The 17,169-nt window shown below is 54.9% G+C and carries 15 protein-coding genes; 1 reads left to right on the top strand and 14 read right to left on the bottom strand.

Annotation, left to right across the window (positions count from 1 at the left end):
• Positions 1–21 precede the first annotated feature (21 nt).
• Genes tssA through tssB form a run of 13 tightly spaced genes read right to left on the bottom strand, consistent with a single transcriptional unit; the run spans position 22 to position 14,714 of the window.
• Positions 22–1,416: a type VI secretion system protein TssA gene (tssA, locus tag ACKWMY_RS14370; RefSeq protein WP_193569104.1), complete on the bottom strand. Its 1,395-nt coding sequence runs from the start codon at positions 1,414–1,416 to the stop codon at positions 22–24.
• Between the two features lie 5 nt (positions 1,417–1,421).
• Positions 1,422–2,087: a type VI secretion system-associated protein VasI gene (vasI, locus tag ACKWMY_RS14365; RefSeq protein ID WP_024529709.1), complete on the bottom strand. Its 666-nt coding sequence runs from the start codon at positions 2,085–2,087 to the stop codon at positions 1,422–1,424.
• 2 nt (positions 2,088–2,089) lie between these two features.
• Positions 2,090–2,872, bottom strand: a complete 783-nt coding sequence (locus tag ACKWMY_RS14360) for a helix-turn-helix domain-containing protein (protein WP_065685187.1) — start codon at positions 2,870–2,872, stop codon at positions 2,090–2,092.
• Positions 2,869–5,472 carry a type VI secretion system ATPase TssH gene (tssH, locus tag ACKWMY_RS14355; RefSeq protein WP_065685188.1) on the bottom strand — a complete coding sequence of 868 codons (2,604 nt, stop codon included), beginning with the start codon at positions 5,470–5,472 and terminating at the stop codon, positions 2,869–2,871. The genes ACKWMY_RS14360 and tssH overlap by 4 nt, the downstream gene beginning before the upstream one ends.
• Before the next feature lie 9 nt (positions 5,473–5,481).
• The gene (icmH, locus tag ACKWMY_RS14350; RefSeq protein WP_021178397.1) at positions 5,482–6,249 is read right to left on the bottom strand and encodes a type IVB secretion system protein IcmH/DotU; all 768 of its coding nucleotides are present in this window, start codon (positions 6,247–6,249) and stop codon (positions 5,482–5,484) included.
• Positions 6,249–7,595, bottom strand: a complete 1,347-nt coding sequence (gene tssK / locus ACKWMY_RS14345; RefSeq protein WP_024529707.1) for a type VI secretion system baseplate subunit TssK — start codon at positions 7,593–7,595, stop codon at positions 6,249–6,251. Before tssK ends, icmH begins: the two co-directional genes overlap by 1 nt.
• Positions 7,596–7,597: 2 nt before the next feature.
• Positions 7,598–8,104 (bottom strand): type VI secretion system lipoprotein TssJ, encoded by a 507-nt coding sequence (gene tssJ, locus ACKWMY_RS14340; protein WP_024529706.1) that lies wholly within the window; start codon positions 8,102–8,104, stop codon positions 7,598–7,600.
• Positions 8,101–9,405 (bottom strand): type VI secretion system-associated FHA domain protein TagH, encoded by a 1,305-nt coding sequence (gene tagH, locus ACKWMY_RS14335; protein WP_024529705.1) that lies wholly within the window; start codon positions 9,403–9,405, stop codon positions 8,101–8,103. Before tagH ends, tssJ begins: the two co-directional genes overlap by 4 nt.
• A 25-nt stretch (positions 9,406–9,430) precedes the next feature.
• Positions 9,431–10,483 carry a type VI secretion system baseplate subunit TssG gene (gene tssG, locus ACKWMY_RS14330; protein WP_308872778.1) on the bottom strand — a complete coding sequence of 351 codons (1,053 nt, stop codon included), beginning with the start codon at positions 10,481–10,483 and terminating at the stop codon, positions 9,431–9,433.
• Positions 10,447–12,261 (bottom strand): type VI secretion system baseplate subunit TssF, encoded by a 1,815-nt coding sequence (gene tssF, locus ACKWMY_RS14325; RefSeq protein WP_024529703.1) that lies wholly within the window; start codon positions 12,259–12,261, stop codon positions 10,447–10,449. Before tssF ends, tssG begins: the two co-directional genes overlap by 37 nt.
• The gene (gene tssE / locus ACKWMY_RS14320; protein WP_024529702.1) at positions 12,261–12,701 is read right to left on the bottom strand and encodes a type VI secretion system baseplate subunit TssE; all 441 of its coding nucleotides are present in this window, start codon (positions 12,699–12,701) and stop codon (positions 12,261–12,263) included. Before tssE ends, tssF begins: the two co-directional genes overlap by 1 nt.
• A 6-nt stretch (positions 12,702–12,707) precedes the next feature.
• Positions 12,708–14,189 (bottom strand): type VI secretion system contractile sheath large subunit, encoded by a 1,482-nt coding sequence (tssC, locus tag ACKWMY_RS14315; protein ID WP_021804827.1) that lies wholly within the window; start codon positions 14,187–14,189, stop codon positions 12,708–12,710.
• A gap of 27 nt (positions 14,190–14,216) precedes the next feature.
• Positions 14,217–14,714, bottom strand: a complete 498-nt coding sequence (gene tssB / locus ACKWMY_RS14310; protein WP_024529701.1) for a type VI secretion system contractile sheath small subunit — start codon at positions 14,712–14,714, stop codon at positions 14,217–14,219.
• A 760-nt stretch (positions 14,715–15,474) separates the two neighbouring features.
• Here tssB and ACKWMY_RS14305 point away from each other — a divergent pair.
• Positions 15,475–15,993 carry an Hcp family type VI secretion system effector gene (locus ACKWMY_RS14305; RefSeq protein WP_021178406.1) on the top strand — a complete coding sequence of 173 codons (519 nt, stop codon included), beginning with the start codon at positions 15,475–15,477 and terminating at the stop codon, positions 15,991–15,993.
• An 84-nt stretch (positions 15,994–16,077) separates the two neighbouring features.
• Here the strand turns inward: ACKWMY_RS14305 and ACKWMY_RS14300 are convergent, their stop codons facing one another.
• Positions 16,078–17,082, bottom strand: coding sequence for a LacI family DNA-binding transcriptional regulator (locus ACKWMY_RS14300; protein WP_409486476.1), 1,005 nt, complete (start codon positions 17,080–17,082; stop codon positions 16,078–16,080).
• Positions 17,083–17,169: the final 87 nt, after the last annotated feature.

Genomic DNA, 17,169 nt, shown 5'->3' with positions numbered 1-17,169 from the left:
TCCTGTTCCCTTCCCTGGCCATCACGGCTTGAGCTGCCGCTGCTTGTCTGTCAGCAAGGCGATCAACGCCGGTTCCCATTCGCTTAGCTGCACTTGCTGCCCCACCTGCAACAGGTTGTGGTAGTGCTGCTGTGCCAGCGCCGTCATCCCCGCTTTTTCCAGTAACTGGGCGCTGAGCAATTGCAGGTAAAAACGGTCCCTGGGTTCGGATTGCTGCGATTGCCGATCGATCATCTGTAACGCGGCTTCCAGTCCTTGCTGTTGATAGCATTGCCAAATTTCATCCTGTTCAATAGTGTTACCTCCCCCTTTGGCACCCGTTTCCTGCTGTAACCAGCTGGCAGATTCAGGGGAGAGGAATGGCGTCATATCGGTAAAATAAAGGGTGGTTAACGCCGGCATCCGCTCGATAAAGGCGCTCAGTTCGTCACGTATGGCCTGCGCAACCCCTGCATATCCCAGCCGAATAGCGATCTGCGCCGAAAGCGCGTGGCCATCCAGCCAGTAAGGTGCCAGCGCCAGGCTCTGTTCTACCTGTTGCCACAGGGCCAGATCCGCAGTGGCCACGCGCCCCAGATAATCGGCCATGCGATCGACAGAAACGGCAGCCAGCGGCGTGCGCCCATCGGCCTGTGCTATCGGTGGCGCGGTCAAGCTGCCCCACAGGGCATGGCGACGCAGGCGAAAACCAATGGCGGCCTCGGGGTGCAGTTCACACAGCAAATCCGCCATTTTCAGCAGCGTTTGCCGCCAGGCTTTATCGCTGGAGTTATCAATGCTCAGGCTGGGGCTGATCGTTCTGCCAGCAGAGGCTGATGTCGATGCCGAACCAGACTGAGGGCGTTCTTCCTCCTCAACCACCGGTTCAACGGTGCGAGTAGGCAACCGCGCGTAGCTGGCACGCAGGCTATCCACCTCTTTCGCCAGGGCCGGTTCCTCGCTGTGCCAAACCTGGGCCAGATGTGCCAGCAAACCTTGCACATCCTGGCGTTGGGCGTCCGTCGCCCGTTGGCTAAAGCTGCCGCTGGCGCTGTCAAAACGCTTGAGGATCTGCTGGGCAAAGCGGCGCTTATGCAGCGGGTTCAACGGCCAGGCACTGGTCCAGAAGTTCTGCACGTAAGCGGTCAGCAAGGAGATCGCCAGCATCAGGTCGCCCGGTTCACCGCCGTGCTGCAAGGTACGCAGCAGGTGCACCACCAAACGGAAGTCTTTGCTTTTTTGCGACAGCAGAGCCATCGCCTGCTGCTGAAGGTCATCGATATTCAGCGAGCTGTGGGTCAGCGAACCCACTTTGACCATCTGGCTGTCGATATGCTCCCATTGCGGATCGTCATCGGCCAACGCCTTGGCGGTCTGCTCGGGCGTCAGCGGTGTCAGCAATAATGCATGCCAGGGATGTTGTGACGTGCTATCCATAGTCCTCACCAGTGGCAGGCGTTACGCAGCGGTTTCAGCGCTGGCGTTAACTGCGAAATATTAAATGTCAGACGGGGTAACCCGCCGTTGGTACCGTCGATCGTCAGCGTCTGCGCCGACATCAACCGCTTGATCTCATCAATACCGGCCAGGCCCCGGCTGGATTCCAGCAAATAGCCGTTTTCACGCAGGAACCACTGCACGTTAAACCTGTCGCTATCCGCCGTTAGCGTCACCGCACCGTCTTTTTGCGGGCCGACCAAGGCGATCTGCAAACGGGTAATGTTGTCGATGCAGCTCAGCATCAGCACCGGCCGCGGTGGCGGCACACCAATCGCGGGCGTGGTCAGCACCACCTGCGGGTTGTTGCCCTGCCCTTCGCTTATCAGGAATGCCGTCGAGTGATCGCGGCGGCCTTTTTCCTGCGCCATAGCTCGCTGCCAGGCTGGCCCGGCCTGTACCTGACCTGGGTTGTCGCCGCTGGCCGCTGACAACGCGTTGTCGTAGCAGTCCAGACGCACCAGCGGCGAGCTTTCACTGCGGCAGTTCATCAGCAACGCCAACTGATGCGCATCCCCTTCGGGCTGCGACAGCGAAAGGCCGCTTAGCCACTCGGTGGCTGAATTGCTGCCGGAAAGCAGTAACGAACCGATCAATAACCACGTATTCATAGCTAACACCTGTATTTCGCCAACTTGTAACCCAGGGTGCGCGGCGTGATCCCCAGGCTGTCGGCGATGCGGTTTTTGTCATTGCCGTACAGACGCTGGCGCTGCGTCAGTACCGCGGCTTCAAACGCCTCCACCGCGCTAGACAGGTCATCTATCTTGCTGTAATCGCGTGATAGTTCTGGCGAGGTGGAAACGTCGGAGGTACTCAGCGAGACCATCAGCTCATCCAGCTGTTTTTCACGCACCTTGAACATCGAACGCAGCTGGACCAGTTGCGATCGCAGATGCTCCACCTCTTGCAGCTTGTTGAGGCGGTGCTGAAAAATCTGGCAATAGATAGAGAACATGCCGCGGCTGTCCACAAATCGATCGATCTCCTCGGCAAACACCGCTATCACCCCGCAGGCCCGCCCCTGGAAATCAAACAGCGGTACGCCATACATGCTGCAACCGTTGGGCAACGCCTCAATAAAGCCGCGAAAGCCGTCATCTTCGATGCGCACTCCGCGATTGAGCGCGTACCAGACTTCGGGCGCGCCATTACGCAGCACCCGCACCAACGGGTGATTGGTGTCTTCGATATCGGCTTCCAGCTTCACCGTGGCACGACGGTTGGCATCAGACAGGCGCAGACATTCCAACTGCCCCTCGCTGGCGTTGAACATCGCCACCATCAAGCCGTCAAACCCGTGACGATGGTGATCCAGCGTCAAAAAGCCATGGACCAAATGCTCGACCGAATCGTTTTCCAGCAGCGCCAGTAAGCATTTCAGCCGTTGCCTCATAGCGCCTCCTCGACCTGTGCGGTAAACGCATTTCCCTCCGTGGCAATGCGGATATGGCTGATTGCCGTACCTGCCGCCATTTTTTGTAACAGCAGTAGGGAAACCGGTGGCAACAACGCCCCGTCGATAATCGACTCCAGCATGCGCGCCCCGTTCTCGGCACGGGTGGCGCGCAGCAGGATCTCGTCGATTACCTCAGGCTCAATCACCACTTCGGCGTTAAAGCGCTGACGCAGCAGGTTATCCAGGCGTTTGAGCTTGCCGTGGATGATGGTTTGCAGCGTGTCTTTGCCCAGCGGCAGGTACGGCACCACTTCCATACGCGCCAACAGGGCCGGTTTGAAGAAGGCCGCCAGCTCGGGGTACAGCAATTCGCCCAGCAGTTCCGGCTGTTCGGCGTGATCGACAATGGTCTGATAACCCAGGTTAGAGGTCAGGAAGAACACCACGTTCTTGCAGTCGATGATGCGGCCTTCGCCGTCGGCCAGTTCACCCTTGTCGAACGCCTGATAGAACAGGTTGAGCACGTCGGGATGGGCTTTTTCGACTTCGTCGAGCAGCACCACCGAATAGGGTTTCTGGCGAATGGCTTCAGTCAACACGCCGCCTTCGCCATAACCCACATAGCCCGGCGGTGAGCCGATCAGGCGCGAAACGGTGTGTTTCTCCTGGAACTCGGACATGTTGATGGTGGTGAGATAGTGGCGCCCGCCGTACAACAGCTCGGAGATCTGCAATACGGTCTCGGTTTTACCGACACCGCTTGGCCCCACCAGCAGGAAAGCCCCCATTGGGCGACCCGGACGGCGCAAATCGGCCCTGGCGGTCAGCAAATGCTGATGCAGGCAGTGGATCGCGGTTTCCTGGCCTTTGATCTGTTCGCCCAGATACGTTGGCAGCTCGGTAACCACCGACAGTTCGCTCTGCGACAGGCGGTTTAACGGCACGCCGGTCCACTCGGCGATCACCGCCGCGATCTGATGTTTATCCACGTGTGGAGACACCAGGGTTTGATGCTGTTGCAGTTGTTCCAGCTCAGCGCCCAGCGCAGCCAGATTAATAGCCTGCTCTTCCGTCGCGTTTTCTTCCTGCGTCAGCAGCTCTGCCCGCAGGGCGATGATCTGCTGCACCAACTGCTGCTGGGTTTGCCAACTGGCATTCAGGTCTGCCAGTTGCTGTTCGATCTCAGCGCGCTGCTGTTGCAACACCGATAAACGCTCATCCGGCTGGCTCAGGTTGAGGCGCTGCTCACGCTCCAACATCTGGATTTCCATCGCCTGCTGGTGCAGCTGCGTTTTCAGTGCCGACACCTGGCGCGGTGCTGAAGTCAGGTTGATCGCCACCCGCGCAGCGGCGGTATCGAGCACGTCGATGGCCTTGTCCGGCAGTTGGCGGCCAGAGAGATAGCGATCGCTGAGCACCGCCGACGCCTGTAGTGCCTCGTCGTCGATCAGCACGCCATGCGCCTTCTCATAGATAGTGCGCAGGCCGCGCATGATCACCGTGGCCTCTTCAGCACTCGGCTCAGAGACTTTCACCAGTTGGAAGCGGCGCGACAGCGCAGCATCTTTCTCAAAATACTTTTTGTATTCGCTCCAGGTGGTGGCGGCGATGGTTTTCAGCTCACCGCGCGCCAACGCCGGTTTCAACAGGTTGGAGATATCCAGGCCACCCTGCTGATTGCCCGCGCCGATCAGCGTATGGGCTTCATCAATAAACAGGATGATCGGCGTGGCCGACTGGGCAACTTCCGCCATGATCCCCTTGAAGCGCTTTTCGAACTCGCCTTTGACCGCAGCACCGGCCTGTAACGCGCCGAGATCCAGCGTCATCAGTTCGCTGTTGCACAACTTTTCCGGCACCTGGCCGTCCACGATGCGCAGCGCCAGGCCTTCGATCAGGGCGCTTTTTCCTACACCAGCCTCACCCACCACGATCGGGTTGTTCTTGCGGCGGCGGCACAGGATATCGATCATCAAATCGATTTCCTCATCGCGGCACAGCACCGGATCTAACGTACCTTTACGGGCCTGCTCGGTCATATTGCTGGCATAGCGCGCCAGCAGGCTTTCACCATTGGCGGCGGCAGCGGCGGTTTTATCACCCGCTTTCGCTACCCGAGGGGCTTCTGCGGAATCGGCGGTCCAGTCAGCAAAGTTCTGGCGCAGCAGTTCGCGGTTCACCGGGGATAACAACCGGCTGGCCGCCGGTGTGAGATAACGCATAGGGCTCAGCAGTAAGGTCAACAACATCACCCCGCCGCGCAGCTGGCTGTGATCCATTTCGGCCGACGCCAATAACCAACTGTCCTGCAACCACTCCACCAGCAAAGGGGAGAAGCTGGGATAAGCCTGAGTGACCGACTGATAGCCGGAAATACGTTGATCGAGCGACTCACGCAATGCGTCAGTGTCCACGCCAGCATGATTAAGGATCACCCTGACGTCGCTTAAGGGGCTGGCGACCATCTGCATTAATACCTGCGAGACCGTCACTTCCGCTTCCTGCAGGCTGACGCAGTGAGCCGCCGCCGCCTCCAGTGCATGGCGGGCGATGGGATTAAGGCGGTTTACCAGCGTGGGCAAGTCAATTTGAATCATCTGTGCTTCCTAGCTCAATAAATTGTTTAGCTGCTGCAAAATATCCTGAGTCTGTCCATGTAACTGGATGGCATAAAACAGGTAAATCACCGTCAACAGGCCTAAGCCACCCCATAGCAGATGCTTGATGGTCAACCGTTTACTCAGGTAATAGCGCCCGCCGGTGCGGCTTTGTTTCTGGTGCAAGACGGTCGCGGGGGCTTCACCGCGCAGCTGTTGCAGTTGGTGATGCAGCCGACGGAACAGCCGTTCAAAGTCATCGCTGTTTTGCAATGTCACCTTGTAGCGGCCGCGATAACCCAGGCAGAAACACAGGTAGATGAACTCCAGCAGATCCTGATAACGTTTGGGTTCACCCATCAGGCGCTCCAGCAGGACGTACACCTTCTCGCCGCCCCAGGTTTCGTTATGGAAATGCACCAGCAAGGACTGCTGCAACCAGCCGTTTTGCGTATTCCAACCGTGCCCTAACGCCGTCTCATCGATAAAGGTACAAAGCACGTAGCGGAACGAAACTATCGCCCCTGGCTCGTAGCCTTTGGTTTGCAGGAACTGCTCAATGGCGCGGATATCCGTTACCACCTGCTGATAAAGCTGGTCTGGCAGCGGCTGGTTTTCCATGTCCTTCAAGCGCAGCACCATGCCGAGTAACGGCGTGGCGGCATCTACCATCGCATTCAGGCTCTCGCCGCGCAGCGGGAGCTGATATTGCCGATACGAAGTGACGGTTTCCGTTTCGGGCAGCGCGGGGTTATCCGTGACGGCATGCATTTTCATTAGCTGCTCCTAATCGCCCAGAACTGCATATCCAGTTCAGGGAAGTCACCCGAAACGTGGAAGGCAATCGCGTTGCTTTGCAGGACCTCTTTCCAGGTCGGGCTTTGTCGATCCAACATGAAGTAGGTGTAGCCGGAATGGTAAGGCAGTTGACGCGGTGCGGCAGAGAGCGCCACTAGCGGTACACCTGGCAGTTGCAGGCTAACCAGCTCACGGATTTTCTCCAGCGAGGTGATCTTGGTTTGCTGCACGAATTGACGCCGCAGCTGTTCCTGCGGGATCTGCGCCCGGACGGCCAGCACAAAGTCGGCGCTGCGCAACAGATCGCTGTCGTTGATCGTCCCCACTCGAATGCCGTTAGGCTGCGGATGCAGCTGTACCGAGATGGCACGCGGTGTCAGCACCGTGCTGAGCGTTTGGCGCATCGCCAGGAACAGCGGCTGGAAGCAGTCGGTCAGGTTGTCATGGTTATAGACGATGAAGCTGCCCGCCAGACGTGATTCGTCGGTAAAGGTGCGCAACTCGCCGCAGGTTTGCACCAGGTGGCTATAAAAATCCTGTGGGTGCAGCACTGCCTGATGGGACAGATGGGTGAATAGTGGCTGCATGCGGTTGAACACCTGCAGCATCATAAATTCGGCCACGTCGGCAATCCCCTGCTGGCCCGGCGAACCGATACGTTTGGCCAGCAACCGGGCGCGCTCCACCAAGGTGCCTTCCACTTCATCCATGAAGTCTTTCAACTGTACGGAAGCGTGCAGGGTGGTGCAGGTAGGAATAAATTCTTCATCCAGGATCAGCGAGCCGTCCGGGTGCTTCTCTTTGATGCGGCAGACCGGCAGCACGGAATAGGCGCTGAGATCTTCAGATCCCTGCATCAAACGCGGCGCAAGCTGGGCCAGCAGCAATTGGCTGACATCGCCGCCGTCGGTGTGCAAATCGCGCACGTCATCGGTATGTTCGGCGTAGCGGATCGCCCCAGGCAGTTGGCTGTGCGGGCTGGCAACCTCATTGATGGTGTCGTTGAGCATCGGCAACGCCAGATAGATATCGCGGCTGGCGGCATCGTTGCAGTTCAGTACGTCCAGCGGCTTGGGCGAGCAATCCTGATAAGGAATATCAAACACCGTGCCATCGGCCATGCTGCCGCTGGCGTTGGTCAAGCCGATACGCCCCAGCTTGAGCAGTTCCTGATTGATCTGCAGCGAGTGGAAGCCATAGGTGTAATTGGTCAGCGCGGTGATGCGGCGCTGCAGCTGATAATCGTTATGTCTTTGTTGCTGTTGAAAGTGTTGTGGCTTAATGAACAGGCCTTCGCGCCAGATCACCCGATTCTTGGTCGGCATGGTTATTCTTCCTCTTTCCTTAAGTCGATTTCATCCGCTTTAACGTGGATCAGCACGCCGTAGTTATGACCAACATCGCTGAGCTTGATGATTTTTTTCCATTCAGCGCGATCAACGTCGGCATAGTAGGCAATCACCCCCAGATAGTGGGTCTTCTCTTCCAGCTCAATGGCGGGTAACGGTTTATATTGGCTTGGCAGCAGGGTGTATTCCTGGTGGTCGATGTAGTTCTTACTGAGCGTTTTCTTCAATATTTCCGTGTCGAGCTGGTCGTAATCGGCCGCCAACAGTTTGGAATCGTCGCTCAGGTACACCACCGCAATCTCGGTCGGCGCGGCCTCACCTTTCTCATTGGGGTTGATGTTCGCGTCCGCCAGCAGCGTTAACCGCAGCGTAGAAGGCTGCTCGGTAACGCGCTCCGGCTTCTTGTTTTTCCATATCGTGCATCCTGACAGCATCAGCACCAGGCATAGCGCAGTCGTCAGAAAGTATCCTCTGCCACCTTTCATCGTTCGCTGTCCTTCATCCCCTGGCGCAGCGCCTGGTCATAAGCCTGTTCATACACTTCGCCAAACAGCTTTTCGAAACCCTGCTGGCGGCTGGAGGCCAATTCCTGGTAGTAGTTTTTGTACATTTCCCAGGCCCAGGCGGAGTCTTGTTCCTGGCGCTCGTTGCTGCGCATGTAATGGCTAAAGCGCGTCAGCAACCGCTCTGGGGAGAAAGCTTCCAGCATGGTGCTCAACGCCTGGGCAATCGCCTGTTGGTTGGCCTGATGGTGCAGGCGCAGATTATGCAGGCTCTCGGCCACCGCCGCCGGGGCGGAAAGGTGCACCGGGCTTTTTTGATCGGCAAACAGCAGGCTGAGGGTGGTGTCGTAATCCATATTCAGGCGCAGTGGGTTATCTTCGATTGGCCGCAAATGTTTGTCCCGCAGGCCGTGTTGGCTGCGCTGCAAGGCCAATAGCCCTTCAATGGCGGCCCTGAGCGTTTTGCCAGCTTCCTCGAGGAAGTCATTGGCCTCCTGGCTGTTGCGGATTGGCAGTTGTGCGCCAAAACCCCGCATCAGCGGCGTGATCGCCACGTGCTGCTGTTCCATCTTGCTGTCTGACGGTGCCTGCTGGCCGGAAAGAAAACTGCTGATTTGCGGCAGATCGATAAACTCCTGATCCATGGCACTGTCCTTGGTGATATCAGAAAGTGGAGAAGAGAACAGCGGATCGCGGTAGCGATCCTGTTGTAATGATTGATCGGCACCGGTGAGGGCGCTCAGAGGTTCGTGCATCGTCAGGCTCTCGGTTTCCAATACCCGCAGCGGGTCGTGACTGAAACCGTTGGCGACCGTGGCGGCGAGGCGGTTGTCCTGCTCATGGTGGGAAACCTGTGTATTGCCCCCTTCCATCATCGCTTCCAGCGGGTTGCTGTAGCTGGAGACCAGCGATTCTGGCGAAACCATCAGCGGATCGATCATATCGGCGCTCGAGCGGCTGATATGGCTCTTGATGGCCAGATTGCCTACGCTGATTTCATCACCTTGCTGGATGCGCACCAAACCGGAGTTTGCCGTCAGCATCGACTGGTTAATACTCACCGCACCGTTGAGCACCCGCAGGCAAAAGGACCCATCACGCCATTCAATGGCAAACTGTGAAGGGCTGATATTGCCGCCCTGATCTTGAATAGACCAATGATGGCTGCCGTCACTGCCAACCACCCCACCCTGTGCATTAAACAGGCTGCTGGCCGGTTTGCCACTTTCCAATCTGTCGCTATTGACGACTCGCAATGATAGCGTCGGTTGCTGTTTATCCATGATCTCTCTTCCTGAATCTTGATTGTCATTCCATAACGCTGATGGTTACGTGGGGCTGTTGCTCGGGTTCCCCGAGGAAGCTGGTCCAGCCCAGCAGGTTGTTTTGTTCTGTCCCCAGGATCATGCCGCCCACCTGCTGCTCTGCCAGACCCAGGCGTAAATCCCACGAAAACTGGTCGCGCATAATGAAAGCCACAAACATCTCTAACGGCTCGTAATTCTCCCCGTTAGGTAAAAATGACAAGAACTGTTCACGCGTCAGTTGGTTGAGGCACAACTGATATTTGCCACTGCGATCCGCTACCTGCGATCCCAGTGAGAAATTGACGCCCAGCACCGATTTCCCCTGGTATTTCTGGCCGCTGACCTTCACCCTGCCGCCCAGGCGATTCTGCTGCTCCGGGGCAATTTTGACCTTGCGCAGTTGCCAACTTTGCAGCGTCACATCCGCCAGGTTGAAACAGTGCGCCACCAGGCTGCAAATCACTTCCGGGGCACGCCCAGGGCTGGCCAGCAAGCCGGCATAAGCCAGCATTTTGCCGTGGTGGATGCGCAGTTTTTTGCGGATCGCCTCGTTACTTAATCCCACTAGCGCAAACATGCGCTGCGAGACATCATCGTTACCACCCTCGTCAAAGCAGATGTAGTAGCGGTATTTGCGCCAAATCTGATGCAGCAGCGTTAACAGCCGGTGGTTGAACACGTTGAGAAAATCCGTCAGGCGGTTTTCATTCTGGGCATCTTCCCAGGCCAACGAATCCAGGTAATAACCGGGTAACGGCGACTGGCTGCCATGCAATCCAAGGAAAGAGACTTCCAGCTCAAACTGGCCGCGAGCGGAAGTCTCCAACGCGATCACGTCACGGGTTGGAAAAGCCAGGCTGGCGGTCGATTTAAAGCGGATGGCCTCATCGGCTGGCCTGGCTGAACCCGGGGATTTTTGCCACGCTACCGCCATTTGGTTGAGCAGCTCGACCAATTGGTAAAAGTTATAACGTGACACATCCAGCACTGGCTCCGGCGCTACGCCTTCACCCGCGCTTACATCAATGCATGTTGACCCGTCTGTACCGGCCATTGGTAACATTCCTGATTATCAAGATTGATGACTTTCAAAAGGTGGAACGAGTTGACGCTGGCATACAGGGAGAAGAAGCGTGCCAACACCGTACCAAACAGGTAGAGCTCACCTTCAGAACCAAAAGCGCTTTGCTCCAGCCAGAGGGTGGTTTGCAGGCCTCTGACCGGTAAACCACGGAACAACCTGTCGATCGGCTGGGTTTCGATACGCGAAATCGCGTCCAGTTTTTTTTGCGACGACCGAGCGGATTGCCGGTTGTGTACGCTGGGAAAATCATAGGTCTGCAGGATCTGTTTTAACGAATCCTTGTCCAGTAATGACATGTAGTTCAACGACATATTGGACAACAAAGACCATTGCAGGCTGCCATCCAACACCGGATACAGCGGTACCGAAGGCCGGGTAATATTACGGAAGGTGGCAAATGACGGGCCTGCTTGCGTCCGTTGGCAGATATCACCCACGCGTAGCGCCAGCGGTAATTCGCGGTTGGTACAGGTCATGCTGACCGACACGTTTTCTTGAGACAGCGCCACCTGCGTCTCATCACTGCGCACAAAGGAGATGTAATGCTCAAAGCCCTTACGGAACAGCGAATTTCTCACCCGTAGGCGGTAATAGAGCATGTTGCGCTCCTGCGCAGGCTCCACCTGATGATGGAAACTTTCGAACGCCGGATAGCTTCTGGCCTGCCCCCGCCCGCTGCCCTTGGGATCTTTGCTTAACCAGCTCTCCACGCGATCGACCGAGAAAATCTCGTAGCGCTCAGGATGATGGTAGCTGGCACACAGCGGATATTCGGTTTGTGTGCCATCCAGGGCTATCGCCTCGCTGTCGCGTTTGAACAGATTCACCGCCGGGGTGCAGTTCAGGCGCAGGGTGGTTGGCCGTATCTTGACCTCAGGAGGCAATGGCTGGGAGAAATGCAGATTGAGGGTGAACTCGCTGGCTTTCAGATGCGCGGGGAAATCCACCACGCCAGCCACGTCAAAGAACAGGAAGCCTTCCGGGAAACAGAAATACTCCTGCAGGATACGGTAGCCAACATAGGCGTTTTTCGGATAAGGCAACAGCGCATCTTCGCGCTCAAAGCCCACCGGGTTGAAATCGAAGTCCGGCATCGGAATGGTGATGCCGTTGACCACCAGGTCGGCCCGTTCGAAATAGTGGCTGATCCAGAAATAGAGCTGGGTGCTGGTGTAACCGTCCTCACCCAGATAGAAACGCAGTTTATCGAGCCGCATTTCTTGCACGTTCAACTCTGCCTTGGCGCCAAAGTGAATGCTCAATATACCCTGTTCGTTGCTGTTGTTGACGGCGATATCCTGGATGCCCATCGGAAACAGCCAGACATCCCGACAGAGGGTGAAGCTGCACTGGGGCCCGTGTGTTTCGCTGTCGTTTTGCAACGCACCACGTTCCGCCCTTTGCGCAATCGGGACGCTCTCGATCTGGCTACCGCGCTCGATCAACGTCGCTTCAGTGAGTGCACTGCTGTTCGGCGTGTATTCGACGATGGTCATGCTGGGCACTGGCCGCAAATAGTTCGGCCACAGCATATTCAGCAGGCCGTGTGTCAACTCCGGGAACTGGTCGTCGATCTTTTCGCGCAGGTTGCCGGTCAGAAAGGCGAAGCCTTCCAACAGCCGCTCAACGTCTGGATCGGAACCCTGTTCGGATAAAAAGGCAGCAAGGTGCGGCCGTTCGATTGCGGCATCACGCCCTAGCTGCCGGAGATAATCCAGCTCATCCCTGAAGTACTTTTCGAACGACATTATGCTTCCTGGTTTAGGCAGTAACGGCGGTTGCTGTCCAATTGGATGTTGAACTCAACCACATCGCCGATATTGTCGAAATCAACGTGAGCACTGATATGGAAACTCAATAACAGTGGGTCCCCCTGATCCACCAGGGATTGAACGGCAACCTCGGAAATTCTTGGCTCGTAGCGCTCAATACACTCCTTGATGGCCTGCTCAATACTCTTACGGAAATCAGACGTGGTTGCCGTGGCATCATTGAGATCAATAACCCCCAGGCCTGCAGCACTTTGGCAGGCTCCGGGGCGCGAATTGAGGACTTCGTTCAAATGCTGCTTGATTGAGATTAATAGCTCTTGAACACGGCTATGTGAGGAAGGGCCAAAGCCCTTCCCCTGGATACGCTCAAACAAGCTGGCAGAACTTCCTCGCTCCCAATTAAGAAGCGCAGCCATTGCCTGTTATTCCTTATCCAAACGACCAACCAGCGAGAGCTCGAAACTGGCTCCCATGTATTTGAAGTGTGGACGCACCTGCATCGCCACCTGGTACCAGCCCGGATCCCCTTCGACATCCAGCACCTGGATCTGAGCAGAGCGCAGAGGACGGCGGCTGCGGACATCGGTCGGTGGGTTTTCCTGATCGGCAATGTATTGCTTGAGCCAGATGTTCAGCTCACGCTCCAGATCCTGACGCTCTTTCCACGAACCAATCTGCTCACGCTGTAGCACTTTGATGTAGTGAGCCAGACGGTTGATGATGAACATGTACGGCAGTTGGGTACCCAACTTGTAGTTGGTTTCCGCCATCCGCCCTTCATGGGTATTCGGGAATACTTTCGGCTTTTGGACCGAGTTGGCCGAGAAGAAGGCCGCGTTGTCGGTTCCTTTGCGCATGGTCAGGGTAATAAAGCCCTCTTCCGCCAGCTCAAATTCACGACGATCGGTGATCAGCACTTCGGTCGGGATCTTCGCCTGTACCTGGCCCATCGCCTCATAGAGGTGAACCGGCAGGTTGTGCACCGCACCACCGCTTTGTGGCCCGATAATGTTAGGACACCAGCGATACTTGGCGAAGCTGTCTGTCAGGCAGGCTGCCAGCAGGAATGCGGTGTTGCCCCACAGGAAGTGTTCGTGATCCTTGCTGACGTCTTCGTAGTAGTTGAAATTCTTGATCGGGTTTTCAACGGTGGAATACGGCAAACGCAGCAGGAAACGTGGCGTGGTCAGGCCCAGATAGCGGGAATCTTCCGACTCGCGCAGCGCACGCCATTTGGTGTGTGCTGGCCCTTCGAACACCGACTTCATGTCTTTGATGGCTGGCAGCTCGGTAAAGCTGTTGATACCAAAGAAGTCCGGCGCAACGCTGGAAAGGAACGGCGCATGTGCCATGGCCCCAACGGCGCTGACGTATTGCAGCAGCTTCATATCCGGGGTGCTGTTGCTGAACGCATAGTTACCGATGATGGCTGCGGTAGGTTCGCCGCCAAACTGGCCATAACCGGATGAATACACGTGCTTGTAGAAACCAGACTGGATAATTTCCGGCGAGAACTCAAAATCTTCCAGCAGCTCTTCTTTCGTCGCGTGCATGATGTTGATTTTGATGTTTTCACGGAAATCGGTGCGATCCACCAACAGCTTCAGTGAACGCCAGGAGGATTCGATTTCGCGGAATTCTTTGGCATGCAGAATTTCGTCCATCTGGGCACTGAGCTTTTTATCCAGCTCAATGATCATTCTGTCGACCAACAGCTTGTTGATCGGTTCTTCGTTGGTGCCGGTGTCCAGAATGCTGCTGATAAATGCAGCCACGCCCTGTTTGGCGACGTCATAGCCATCATTGCCCGGCATCATGCGGGTCTGAGACATGATTTCGTCTAGCAGGAAAGTGGTACTGGTAGGTTCGGCAGCTAAAACCGCATTTTCTTCATGTAAAGACATACGTAAAATTCCCTCTTTCCGTCTCAATTATTTCTGATTAAGAATGTCCAGTTCCTTTAGCAACTGCTCACGCATTTCTTCATTGCCTAGGAGATCTTGCAGACGAGAACGGAAGGCAGGAATGTTGCCCAGAGGCCCTTTCAGGGCGACCAGCGCTTCCCGCAGTTCCAGAATTTTTTTCAGTTCAGGGACGTTTTTCGCCACGTTATCCGGTGAGAAATCGTCGAGGGAATTGATCGCCAATGTTACCGGCATCTCTTCTTTCCCTTCGCCTTCCAGGTGATTGGGTACAGTGAACGAAAGGTTGATATTGGCTTCGTTCATCACCGCGTTAAAGTTGTTCTTGCTGACGGAAACGACCTGACGTTCTTCAATCGGAGTATCTTCACGAACCCCCTTGAGATCGCCAACAACCATCAGGTTCAGTGGCAGTTCGATTTCAGTGGTTTGATCGCCCGTGTTAGGAACATACTTAATGTTGATCCTTTCCTTGGGGGCAACACTGCTTTGATTATTCTTACTCATCACTCGTCCTTTTAGTCACAATAAGGGAATACCAGCTAATGTTTGTTGAATGAGCACCGGAAAATGACATTCAGATATCATCCATGCTAATAGAGTCATCGCCATCTATTCAGATAGTAAATCTATCACCGTAAACCTAAATACCTTCCTCCTATGCCGTGCCGAAGTCTGCGAATAATCCGGTTTTACGCGCAAAGTTGGGAATCCTCCTATATTTCACGAGACTCTGAGAATTATCCCAAATAATGACAAAACCCCGAACACGGGATTGCTGCCCACGGCAAAAACTGGACATTTCCTGCATTAGCATAGCTTCACTGAATGTATCGTCCCCGATCTGACTGGTAAAAGTCCATAAATTTTTCTTTACTAAGCTTCCTAATAATTTATCTCCTGGCGAGAGCAACTTTCGGCTTATGATCATAAAAAATAATTTTATAAAATTTAATTAACTCAATAAAAACATATAGTTATGAAATAATATAATTTTAATAATTATGTTTAACCCACAAACCATAACCTACATCAATATCTAATCCAGCATAAAACACCAATAATACAAATATTATAATCATTTATACCATTAAGGATACCAATAAACCTTGCAAATTTGTGAGTGGCTTGGCACTAGGGAAAGACCCGATTATAGTGATGGCCGAAGTGAGAAGTGGGGCAAGTCACATTCGAGGTCGATTATTATCGGCGAGGGGTGTGACTAGCATTGAGTTATTACTAAGCTTATCTAACAAGGATCTTTAAGATGCCAACTCCAGCTTATATCTCTATCACAGGGAAAACCCAGGGTAATATTACCGCCAGCGCATTTACCGCTGAATCTGTCGGTAACATCTTTGTTCAAGGCCACGAAGACCAAATGCTGGTTCAGGAATTTGAACATATTGTTACCGTACCAACCGATCCGCAGTCTGGCCAGCCGTCAGGGCAGCGTGCACATAAGCCATTCCGCTTCACCGTGGCTTATAACAAAGCTGTTCCATTGCTGTATAACGCATTGGCCTCTGGCGAAATGCTGCCAACGGTTGAATTGAAATGGTACCGCACCTCGATCGAAGGTAAACAAGAGCACTTCTTTACCACCAAACTGGAAGATGCCACCATCATCGATATCGACTGCAAAATGCCACACTGCCAGGATCCAACCAAGGCTGAGTTCACTCAGTTGGTTCGCGTTTCACTGGCATACCGTAAAATCACTTGGGAACACACCACCGCCGGGACTTCGGGTTCTGACGACTGGCGTGCCCCAATCGAAGCCTAAGGCCAGCCTTAGCTTCGCCCAAGCAGCCAATCGAGAGATTGGCTGTTTTTATTTGCGCCTACCACCAAGCTCAATGGCCAGCGGCTAGCCGTCAATCAGCTTGCCTCTGACAATGACTTTACCCGGTTTAATATCGTGATCGACGGCCCGACGGATAGCCAAACCTAACGCCTGCCAGGCGATTTCATGCAGATCGTGGGAAATACAGGGGAAATTAAACCCGTAAATCGCCGCATTGGAAACTTCATCAATACCAAACAGCGAGACATCTTTCATCAGCGCCAAACGATGATCGACACAGGATTTGATGATGCCTAGCGAGATCTGGTTATTGCAGCCGACAAAATAGTCTGGCGGCGGCTGGCGATCGAGATACTCGTTAGTCACGCGCAGGGCGGCATCCATATAGAAATCCGCATGAATAATCTCCAGGCTCGCCACCTTGCCTTGCAGCGCAGCAATCAGCCCGGTAACCCGCTCTTTGGCCACGTTGGAATCCTCTGGCCCGGAAACCACCACCACCTTTTGGCTGTTCTGCTCCAGCAGATAACGCCCCGCCTGTAAACCACAGTCCAGATTGTCGATATACACACCGCTGCAAAACGCCCCATCCAGTTCCCGATCGACCAGCACCACCGGGATGCCGAGTCTTTCCAGGTTTTTCAGGTAGCCGGGCGTGTAGTTTCGGTCCGATGAAATCACCGATAAAATGATGGCGTCCACGTTGTAGCCAATCAGTTTATCGATAATGCGGTTTTCATTCTCCTGCGACTCATAAGAGTCAAACACCAGCGTATCGTAGCCCGCTTTCTGCGCCTCCAGCGTCATCAGCCGGGTGAGTGCGCCAAAAAACGGGTTGGCCATATCAGGGTTGACGATGCCGATCGTTTTGCTTGCTTTAGCCCGCAGATTGCGTGCGGCCGTGTTCATCACATACCCCAGACTCTCCGCCGTCTTGAGGATGCGATCGAGCGTATCGGGGTGGACTTTATCCGGCTGGGAGAAGGCGCGGGATACGGTAATTTTGCTGACATTTGCAAGCGCTGCGACGCTCTCTAGCGTCGCTTTCAGTGGTCGATCGGCCGCCAAGTGTGACTCCTGGTTGGAACATATCATTTTGTATCATGACAAGGTGATCAAGGATTATCACCTCTTATGTAAATACTCTCATCACCG

The organism is Serratia sp. J2, assembly GCF_046269175.1.
Classification (GTDB): Bacteria; Pseudomonadota; Gammaproteobacteria; order Enterobacterales; family Enterobacteriaceae; genus Chania; species Chania fonticola_C.
This window is presented reverse-complemented; position numbering and strand designations above follow the sequence as displayed.